Genomic DNA, 8,196 nt, shown 5'->3' with positions numbered 1-8,196 from the left:
CGTGACGGTGCCCGACGCGGGCGCCCGCACGACCGCCCCCGGCGAGGCGCGCAGGTCGACGCCGCGGTGCCCGGCGGCCCACGGTGCGGGCGGTGGCGCGAAGCCGCGGACGACGTCGGCGGGCGGGTCGAGCGGCATCCGGTAGTCCACGACGCCGGGCTCGGGCGGGCTGGTCCCGTCGGCGGTGGCGGCCGCATCGGTGCCGGCCGCTGGGGCGACGGCCGGTGCCGCGCCGGACGCTGGCGCTCCGGCGGCCGCGGTGCTGACCGTGGCGGGACCGATGACGAGCGGCACGACGAGCAGCACGACGAGCAGCGCGGAGGGGATCGCGTCGCCCGACGGAGTGCCCGGCGTGCGCGTCCGCGCGGCGGGCCGGCGGGGGAGCGGCGGTCGTCTCATGGGCTCGACGGTGCCGAGCCGGGCCCGCCGCGACGCCGGACCAGCGGTCCGCCCGGGGGACGGCACCGCGCGACCACGGGCTGGGGACGGCTGGAGACGGCTGGCGACGATTCGGCCCCGTCCGGAGCGCCGCCCGCCATCGGCTAGACTTCCCCTGCGACCGGTCCGTGCCGGTCGACATCGCGCACCATCCACCCGCCTCCTGCTCCGTCCTGCGGAGCTCGGCCGGGGTCGGACGCTGCACCGGTCCGGGACCACCCGTCAGGGGACGTCCCGGCGCAGCCGCCGACATGGTGCCAGGGGCGCCGACCACGTGTCGGGGCCGACAACCGAGATGCGGGCCCGTTCTCCGGGCCCGCCCAGACGCGCGCACCGCTCGGTGCGCGCCGGAAGGACGTGCCATGGCCGTCGTGACCATGCGCCAGCTGCTCGAGAGCGGTGTCCACTTCGGGCACCAGACCCGCCGCTGGAACCCCAAGATGAAGCGCTTCATCTTCACCGAGCGCAACGGCATCTACATCGTCGACCTGCAGCAGTCGCTGTCCTACATCGACCGCGCCTACGACTTCGTCAGCCAGACCGTCGCGCACGGTGGCTCGATCCTGTTCGTCGGCACGAAGAAGCAGGCGCAGGAGCCCGTCGCCGAGCAGGCTGCCCGCGTCGGCATGCCCTACGTCAACCAGCGCTGGCTCGGTGGCATGCTCACCAACTTCACGACGGTCCACAAGCGCCTGCAGCGCCTCAAGGAGCTCGAGCAGATCGACTTCGACGACGTCGCGGCCTCGGGCCTGACGAAGAAGGAGCTGCTCGTCCTGCGTCGCGAGAAGGACAAGCTGAGCAAGACGCTCGGCGGCATCCGCGACATGGCCAAGGTCCCCTCGGCCGTGTGGATCGTCGACACGAACAAGGAGCACCTCGCGGTCGACGAGGCGCGCAAGCTCGGCATCCCGGTCGTCGCGATCCTCGACACCAACTGCGACCCGGACGTCGTCGACTACCCGATCCCGGGCAACGACGACGCGATCCGCGCCGTGCAGCTGCTCACCCGCGTCATCGCGGACGCCGCCGCCGACGGCCTGCTCAAGCGCCACTCGGGTCGCACCGCGGCCGCCGAGGGCGCCGAGGCCGACGCCGAGCCGCTCGCCGAGTGGGAGCGCGAGCTGCTCGCCGGTGCCGAGGCCGACCTGCAGTCGGGCTCGTCCGCCGCTGCTCCGGCCGCGGTCCAGGCCGACGCGCCGACGGCCGCCGACGCCGTGACGACCGACGCCCCGGCCGAGGAGGCCGCCGTCGTCGCCGAGGCCGCCGAGACCGCCGAGGTCGAGGCTGCGGCCGCGCCCGCCGAGGGCGACGAGGCCGCCCCGGCCGGCGACGACACCGCGTCGGCCTGACGCGCGCCCCTCGCACACCTTCGACCAGAACGGAATCACTGATGGCGAACTACTCGCTCGCAGACATCAAGGCGCTGCGCGAGAAGACCGGTGCCGGCATGCTCGACGTCAAGAAGGCGCTCGAGGAGGCCGAGGGCGACGCCGACAAGGCGCTCGAGATCATCCGCGTGAAGGGCCTCAAGGGCGTCGGCAAGCGTGAGGGCCGCTCGGCGTCCGACGGTCTCGTCGCGGCGCACGTCGGCCCGACGGCCGACGGCGAGGGCCAGACGGGCGTGCTCGTCGAGGTCAACTCGGAGACGGACTTCGTGGCGAAGAGCCCGAACTTCGTCGCGCTGGCCGAGCGCGTCCTCGCGGTCGCGGTCGAGTCGCCCGCCCGCGACGCGGACGCGCTGCTCGCGACCGAGGTCGACGGCACGAGCGTGCAGTCGATCGTCGACGAGACGGCCGCCACGCTGGGTGAGCGCGTCGTCGTGCGTCGTCTGGCCCGCGTGGCCGGCGAGCACGTCGAGGTCTACCTGCACAAGGTCAACAAGGACCTGCCCCCGCAGGTCGGCGTCCTCGTCGCGACCGACACGGCCGGTGCCGGTGTCGCCCGCGACATCGCGACCCACATCGCCGCGTTCTCGCCGTCGTACCTGACGCGCGACGACGTCCCGGCGGACACGGTGGAGAACGAGCGCCGCATCGCCGAGGAGACGGCCCGCACCGAGGGCAAGCCCGAGGCCGCGCTGCCGAAGATCGTCGAGGGCCGCCTCAACGGCTTCTTCAAGGAGAACGTCCTGCTCGACCAGGCGTTCGCGAAGGACCCGAAGAAGTCGGTCGGCCAGGTCCTCACCGAGGCCGGCGGCACGCTGACGGGCTTCGTGCGCTACCGCGTGGGAGCCTGACGCCATGTGACACGACGGTGGCCCCGGCCCGGCAGGGTCGGGGCCACCGTCGCACCGGGGGCCGCCCGTGCGGCACCCCGCGGCCTGGCCGAGCACGACCCGCACGACCCCGACCGTGATGGAGGCGCAGTGACCCAGGACCCGAACGCGACCGCCGAGGCCGCACCTGCGCGGCGCGTGCTCCTCAAGCTCTCCGGCGAGACGTTCGGGGGCGGTGACGTGGGTCTCGCGGCGGACGTCGTGCAGCGGGTCGCGGCGGAGATCGCGATCGCGGTCCGCGCCGGGGTGCAGGTCGCGATCGTCGTCGGCGGTGGCAACTTCTTCCGCGGCGCCGAGCTGTCGCAGCGTGGCCTGGACCGTGCGCGTGCCGACTACATGGGCATGCTCGGCACGGTCATGAACTGCCTGGCGCTGCAGGACTTCCTCGAGCAGGCGGGCGTGAGCACGCGCGTGCAGACCGCGATCGCCATGGGGCAGGTCGCGGAGCCGTACATCCCGCTGCGGGCGATCCGCCACCTCGAGAAGGGCCGCGTCGTCATCTTCGGCGCCGGCGCCGGCATGCCGTACTTCTCGACCGACACCGTGAGCGTGCAGCGTGCCCTGGAGACGCACTGCCAGGAGGTGCTCATGGGCAAGAACGGCGTCGACGGCGTGTACTCGGCGGACCCCCGCACGGACCCGTCGGCCGTCAAGCTCGACCACCTCACCTACACCGACGCGCTCGTCGGCGACCTCGGCGTCATGGACGCGACGGCCCTGAGCCTGTGCCGGGACAACGACGTCGTCATGCGCGTGTTCGGGCTCGAGGAGCGGGGCAACGTCACGCGTGCCCTGCAGGGTGAGAAGATCGGCACGCTGGTCACGGCGGGCTGACGCCTGCCCGCACGCACGAAACCCCGACCCGGACGCAGCACGAAGGAGCAGCGGTGATCGACGAGACCCTCCTCGAGGCCGAGGAGAAGATGGACAAGGCCGTCGAGGTCGCCAAGGACGACTTCGCGACCATCCGCACCGGCCGGGCCAACGCCGCGATGTTCTCGAAGGTGTTCGTCGACTACTACGGCACCCCGACGCCGCTGCAGCAGCTGGCGTCCTTCAACGTGACGGAGGCGCGCACGATCCTCGTGTCGCCCTTCGACAAGTCGTCGACGACCGCGGTCGAGAAGGCCCTGCGCGACTCCGACCTGGGCGTCAACCCGACGAACGACGGCAACGTCATCCGCGTCGTGCTGCCCGCGCTGACCGAGGAGCGTCGCCGCGACTTCGTCAAGCTCGCGAAGTCCAAGGCGGAGGACGCCCGCGTGTCGGTGCGCTCCGTGCGCCGCAAGGCCAAGGAGGAGCTCGACCGCATCGTCAAGGACGGCGAGGCGGGCGAGGACGAGGTCGCCCGTGCCGAGAAGGAGCTCGAGGCGCTGACGAAGAAGCACGTCGAGACGATCGACCACCTGCTCGCCTCCAAGGAGAGCGAGCTCCTCGAGGTCTGATGACGGAGCACAGCACCATCGCCGCGCCGCGCACCCTGCGACCGGGCCGCGACCTCCCGGTCGCGGTCGTCGTCGGCGTGACGCTGCTCGTCCTGGTCGTCGCGTCGCTGTTCGTCCGCAAGGAGGCCTTCGGGGTCGTCGCGATCGTGGCGATCTGCGCGGCCCTGTGGGAGCTCGCGCAGGCGTTCACGCGGCGCAACATCCACCTGCCGCTGCTGCCGCTGCTCGTCGGGGCCGTCGGGACCCTGGTCTCGGCGTACCTGGCGGGGCCGGAGGCGCTGTTCGTCGCGTTCATGCTGACGGTCGGCGGTGTCGTCGTCTGGCGGGTCCTCGACGGCAGCGGCGAGGCCGCGCTGCGGGACGCGAGCGCTGGCGCGTTCGCCGCGGCGTACCTGCCGTTCCTCGGGGGCTTCGCGATGCTCATGCTCGCGGAGCCCGACGGGCCGGCGCGCGTGCTGCTGTTCATCCTGCTGGTGGTCGCGAGCGACACCGGCGGGTACACGGTGGGTGTCCTGCTCGGCCGGCACCCGCTGGCCCCGTCGGTGAGTCCCAACAAGACGTGGGAGGGGCTGCTCGGCTCCGTGGTGCTGGCGTGCGTCGTCGGCGTCGTCGGGGTCCAGGTCGCGTTCGGCGGCGAGCCGCTCGTCGGCGTCTTCCTCGGCCTCGCGACGGTCGTCACCGCGTCGCTCGGCGACCTGGCCGAGTCGATGCTCAAGCGGGACCTCGAGCTCAAGGACATGGGCCGGCTCGTCCCGGGCCACGGCGGCATCCTCGACCGGCTCGACTCGCTGCTGCTGACCGCACCGGCGGTCTACCTCATCCTCGCCGTCCTGCAGCCCGCCGCCTGAGGCGGGCCACCGTCCGGACCCGTCCGGACCACCGACCACGACCCGCGGCCACCGCCGCACCCGATCCAGAAGGGGGTACCCCACATGACCGGTACACCCGTGCGCCTCGACCTGTCGTCGCCCACCCGCGGCCCCCGGGGCAAGCCTCCGAAGCACTTCGTCGACCTCTCGCCCGAGCAGCGGGTCGAGGCGGTGACCGAGCTGGGGGAGAAGCCGTTCCGGGCCAAGCAGCTCGCGACGCACTACTTCACGCACCTGACGTCCGACCCCGCGGCGATGACGGACCTGCCGAAGGCGACCCGCGACAAGCTCGTCGAGGGGCTCTTCCCGACGCTGCTCACGGAGCACCGCACGCTCACGGCGGACCAGGGCACGACGGTCAAGACGCTGTGGCACCTGTTCGACGGCGCCAAGGTCGAGTCGGTGCTCATGCGGTACGCGAACCGCACCACGCTGTGCATCTCGAGCCAGGCCGGCTGCGGGCTCGCGTGCTCGTTCTGCGCGACGGGGCAGCTCGGCCTGACCCGCAACCTGTCGACCGCGGAGATCGTCGAGCAGGTCCGTGCGGCCGCCCGGTCGCTCGCGGACGGCGAGGTGCCCGGTGGCCCGACGCGCCTGACGAACGTCGTGTTCATGGGCATGGGGGAGCCGCTCGCCAACTACAAGGCGGTCATGGAGACCGTGCGACGGCTCGTCGCGCCCGCGCCCGACGGCCTCGGCATGTCGGCGCGCAACGTCACGGTGTCGACCGTCGGCATGGTCCCGGCGATGGACAAGCTCGCGAACGAGGGCATCCCGGTGACGCTCGCGCTGTCGCTGCACGCCCCGGACGACGAGCTGCGCAGCGAGCTCGTCCCGGTGAACACCCGCTGGTCGGTGGACGAGGCGATCGACTCCGCGCACCGCTACTTCGTGAAGACGGGGCGGCGGGTGTCCATCGAGTACGCCCTGATCCGCGACGTCAACGACCACGCGTGGCGCGCGGACCTGCTCGGCGAGAAGCTCAACGCCCGCGGCAAGGGCTGGGTGCACTGCAACCCGATCCCGCTCAACCCGGTCCCGAACTCCCGCTGGACGGCGAGCGATCCGCAGGTGGAGCGCGAGTTCGTGGCACGCTTGCGTGCGCACGGCATCCCGACGACCGTCCGCGACACGCGCGGCAGCGAGATCGACGGGGCGTGCGGGCAGCTCGCGGCTGAGGAGGACTGAGTTGAGCGACGGCATGTTCCGGACCGTCTCGGGTCTGAAGCAGGGCTACGACCCGGACGAGGTCGACGACTTCTTCACGCACGCGCGCCAGGTCTACGAGACGGGCCCGTCGACGGCGCTGTCGAGCAAGGACGTGCGCGGCGCGGCGTTCGACATGGTGCGCGGCGGCTACGTGACGGCCGCGGTGGACGCGGCGCTCGACCGGCTGGAGGCGGCGTTCGTCGCCCGGCAGCGCGCGGAGTTCGTCGCCACGAGCGGCCAGGACGCGTGGATGGCGCGGCTCAGCGAGCAGGCGCGGTCGCTCTACGGGCGGCTGTCGCGGCCCGACGGCGACCGGTTCGCGGCGCCCGAGGGCCGGCACCAGGGATACGAGCCCGCCGACGTCGACGCGCTGTGCCGTCGGCTCGTCGCGTACTTCGACAAGGGCACCCCGCTGTCGGCCGCCGAGGTCCGCTCCGCGACGTTCCGCAGCCGCAAGGGCCGCAACGCGTACGCCGAGCCGCCCGTCGACGCGTTCCTCGCGCGCGCCGTGGAGGTCCTGCTCGGCGTCGAGTGACCCGGGCGGTCACGCGACGTCCCGCGCATCCGCGAGGATGGTCGGCGTGAGTGCACGCAGCGTCGTCATCCTCGGCTCGACCGGGTCCATCGGCACGCAGGCGATCGACGTCGTCCTGCGGAACCCGGACCGGTTCCGCGTCACCGGCCTGAGCGCCGGGGGTCGCGACGTCGCGACCGTCGCCCGGCAGGCGCGCGACCTGCGCGTCGAGACGGTGGCCGTGGCCGACCCCGCCGCGCGCGAGCCGCTGCGCGACGCGCTCGACGGCACCGGCGTCGAGGTGATCGCCGGGCCCGACGCGTCGAGCGACCTCGCGGGCCGGGGCGCGGACGTCGTGCTCAACGGCATCACCGGCTCCGTCGGCCTGGGTCCGACGCTCGCGGCGCTGCGCGCGGGCAGCACGCTCGCGCTGGCCAACAAGGAGTCGCTCGTCGTGGGCGGCGCCCTCGTGCACGCGGCCCGGCGGCGCGACGACCAGATCGTGCCGGTCGACTCCGAGCACTCCGCGATCGCGCAGTCGCTGCGCGGCGGTGCGCGCAGCGAGGTGCGGCGGCTCGTGCTCACCGCGTCGGGCGGGCCGTTCCGCGGGTGGACGCTCGACGACGTCAAGGTGGTCACGGCCGAGCAGGCCCTCGCGCACCCCACCTGGTCGATGGGCCCGGTGGTCACCGTGAACTCGTCCACGCTCATGAACAAGGGCCTCGAGCTCATCGAGGCGCACCTGCTGTTCGGCGTCCCGGTCGAGGACATCACGGTCGTCGTGCACCCGCAGTCGGTCGTGCACTCGATGGTCGAGTTCGTCGACGGCTCGACCATCGCGCAGGCGTCGCCGCCCGACATGCGGCTGCCGATCGCGCTCGGCCTGTCCTGGCCGGAGCGGGTGCCCGCGGTCGCGCCGCCGTGCGACTGGTCGACCGCGACGGCGTGGACGTTCGAGCCGCTCGACGAGGAGGTGTTCGGGGCCGTCCGGCTGGCCCGCGAGGCCGTCGCGGCGTCGGCGACGCACCCGGCGGTCTACAACGCGGCGAACGAGGAGTGCGTCGCGGCGTTCCTGGCGGGGCGGATCGGCTTCCTCGACATCGTCACGACCGTCGAGCGGGTGCTCGGCGAGCACGCCGGCACCGCCCCCGACGCCCTGACGCTCGACGAGGTGCTCAGCGCGGAGGCATGGGCACGGACCCGGGCGCACGAGGTGCTCGCGCGCCGCTGAGCCGCGAGGCGACGTCCGTGAGGCGCCGCCACGGGGCCGCGGCGTGCGCGGGCGACCGGTGCCCGACCCACGGCAGGCGGACCAGCGGGCTGTCGGCACCGGTGACGAGGTCGGCGAGCGTCCGACCGGCGAGGTTCGCGGCGGCCGTGCCGTCGAACCCGTACCCGCCGGCCCAGCCGATGCCGTCGTCGTCGAGCCCGACGGACGGGTGGTGG

Annotated in this window: 9 protein-coding genes and 1 pseudogene; 8 read left to right on the top strand and 2 right to left on the bottom strand. The window is 73.3% G+C overall.

Annotated features, from left to right (window positions below):
• On the bottom strand, positions 1-399 hold a 399-nt coding region (locus CBZ_RS16225), incomplete at its 3' end, for a M23 family metallopeptidase (protein WP_165446817.1).
• Between the two features lie 401 nt (positions 400-800).
• Here CBZ_RS16225 and rpsB point away from each other — a divergent pair.
• The 8 genes from rpsB (at position 801) to dxr (ending at position 7,981) form a co-directional block, all read left to right on the top strand.
• Positions 801-1,787: a 30S ribosomal protein S2 gene (rpsB, locus tag CBZ_RS16220; RefSeq protein WP_130782529.1), complete on the top strand. Its 987-nt coding sequence runs from the start codon at positions 801-803 to the stop codon at positions 1,785-1,787.
• Between the two features lie 41 nt (positions 1,788-1,828).
• Positions 1,829-2,674: a translation elongation factor Ts gene (tsf, locus tag CBZ_RS16215; RefSeq protein WP_130782528.1), complete on the top strand. Its 846-nt coding sequence runs from the start codon at positions 1,829-1,831 to the stop codon at positions 2,672-2,674.
• A gap of 129 nt (positions 2,675-2,803) precedes the next feature.
• Positions 2,804-3,547 (top strand): UMP kinase, encoded by a 744-nt coding sequence (pyrH, locus tag CBZ_RS16210; RefSeq protein ID WP_130782527.1) that lies wholly within the window; start codon positions 2,804-2,806, stop codon positions 3,545-3,547.
• A gap of 53 nt (positions 3,548-3,600) precedes the next feature.
• Positions 3,601-4,158, top strand: coding sequence for a ribosome recycling factor (frr, locus tag CBZ_RS16205; protein ID WP_130782526.1), 558 nt, complete (start codon positions 3,601-3,603; stop codon positions 4,156-4,158).
• Complete coding sequence (locus CBZ_RS16200) at positions 4,158-5,006, top strand: phosphatidate cytidylyltransferase (RefSeq protein WP_130782525.1); 849 nt, start codon at positions 4,158-4,160, stop codon at positions 5,004-5,006. The genes frr and CBZ_RS16200 overlap by 1 nt, the downstream gene beginning before the upstream one ends.
• A gap of 84 nt (positions 5,007-5,090) precedes the next feature.
• Positions 5,091-6,215, top strand: a complete 1,125-nt coding sequence (rlmN, locus tag CBZ_RS16195; RefSeq protein ID WP_130782524.1) for a dual-specificity RNA methyltransferase RlmN — start codon at positions 5,091-5,093, stop codon at positions 6,213-6,215.
• A 1-nt stretch (position 6,216) separates the two neighbouring features.
• The gene (locus CBZ_RS16190; protein WP_130782523.1) at positions 6,217-6,771 is read left to right on the top strand and encodes a DivIVA domain-containing protein; all 555 of its coding nucleotides are present in this window, start codon (positions 6,217-6,219) and stop codon (positions 6,769-6,771) included.
• A 46-nt stretch (positions 6,772-6,817) separates the two neighbouring features.
• Positions 6,818-7,981 (top strand): 1-deoxy-D-xylulose-5-phosphate reductoisomerase, encoded by a 1,164-nt coding sequence (dxr, locus tag CBZ_RS16185; protein WP_218022798.1) that lies wholly within the window; start codon positions 6,818-6,820, stop codon positions 7,979-7,981.
• On the opposite strand, the pseudogene CBZ_RS21555 reads toward dxr, so the two are convergent.
• A pseudogene (locus CBZ_RS21555) lies at positions 7,926-8,196 on the bottom strand (hypothetical protein); the annotation flags it as partial. The gene dxr and the pseudogene CBZ_RS21555 overlap by 56 nt on opposite strands.

The organism is Cellulomonas biazotea, assembly GCF_004306155.1.
Classification (GTDB): Bacteria; Actinomycetota; Actinomycetes; order Actinomycetales; family Cellulomonadaceae; genus Cellulomonas; species Cellulomonas biazotea.
The sequence above is the reverse complement of the archived record's forward strand: the minus strand, read 5'-3'. Positions and strand labels throughout refer to the sequence as shown.

Coding starts and splice junctions, on each gene's coding strand:
- tsf (WP_130782528.1), top strand. CDS start 1,829: ATGGCGAACTACTCGCTCGCAGACATCAAGGCGCTGCGCGAGAAGACC.
- CBZ_RS16200 (WP_130782525.1), top strand. CDS start 4,158: ATGACGGAGCACAGCACCATCGCCGCGCCGCGCACCCTGCGACCGGGC.
- rlmN (WP_130782524.1), top strand. CDS start 5,091: ATGACCGGTACACCCGTGCGCCTCGACCTGTCGTCGCCCACCCGCGGC.
- rpsB (WP_130782529.1), top strand. CDS start 801: ATGGCCGTCGTGACCATGCGCCAGCTGCTCGAGAGCGGTGTCCACTTC.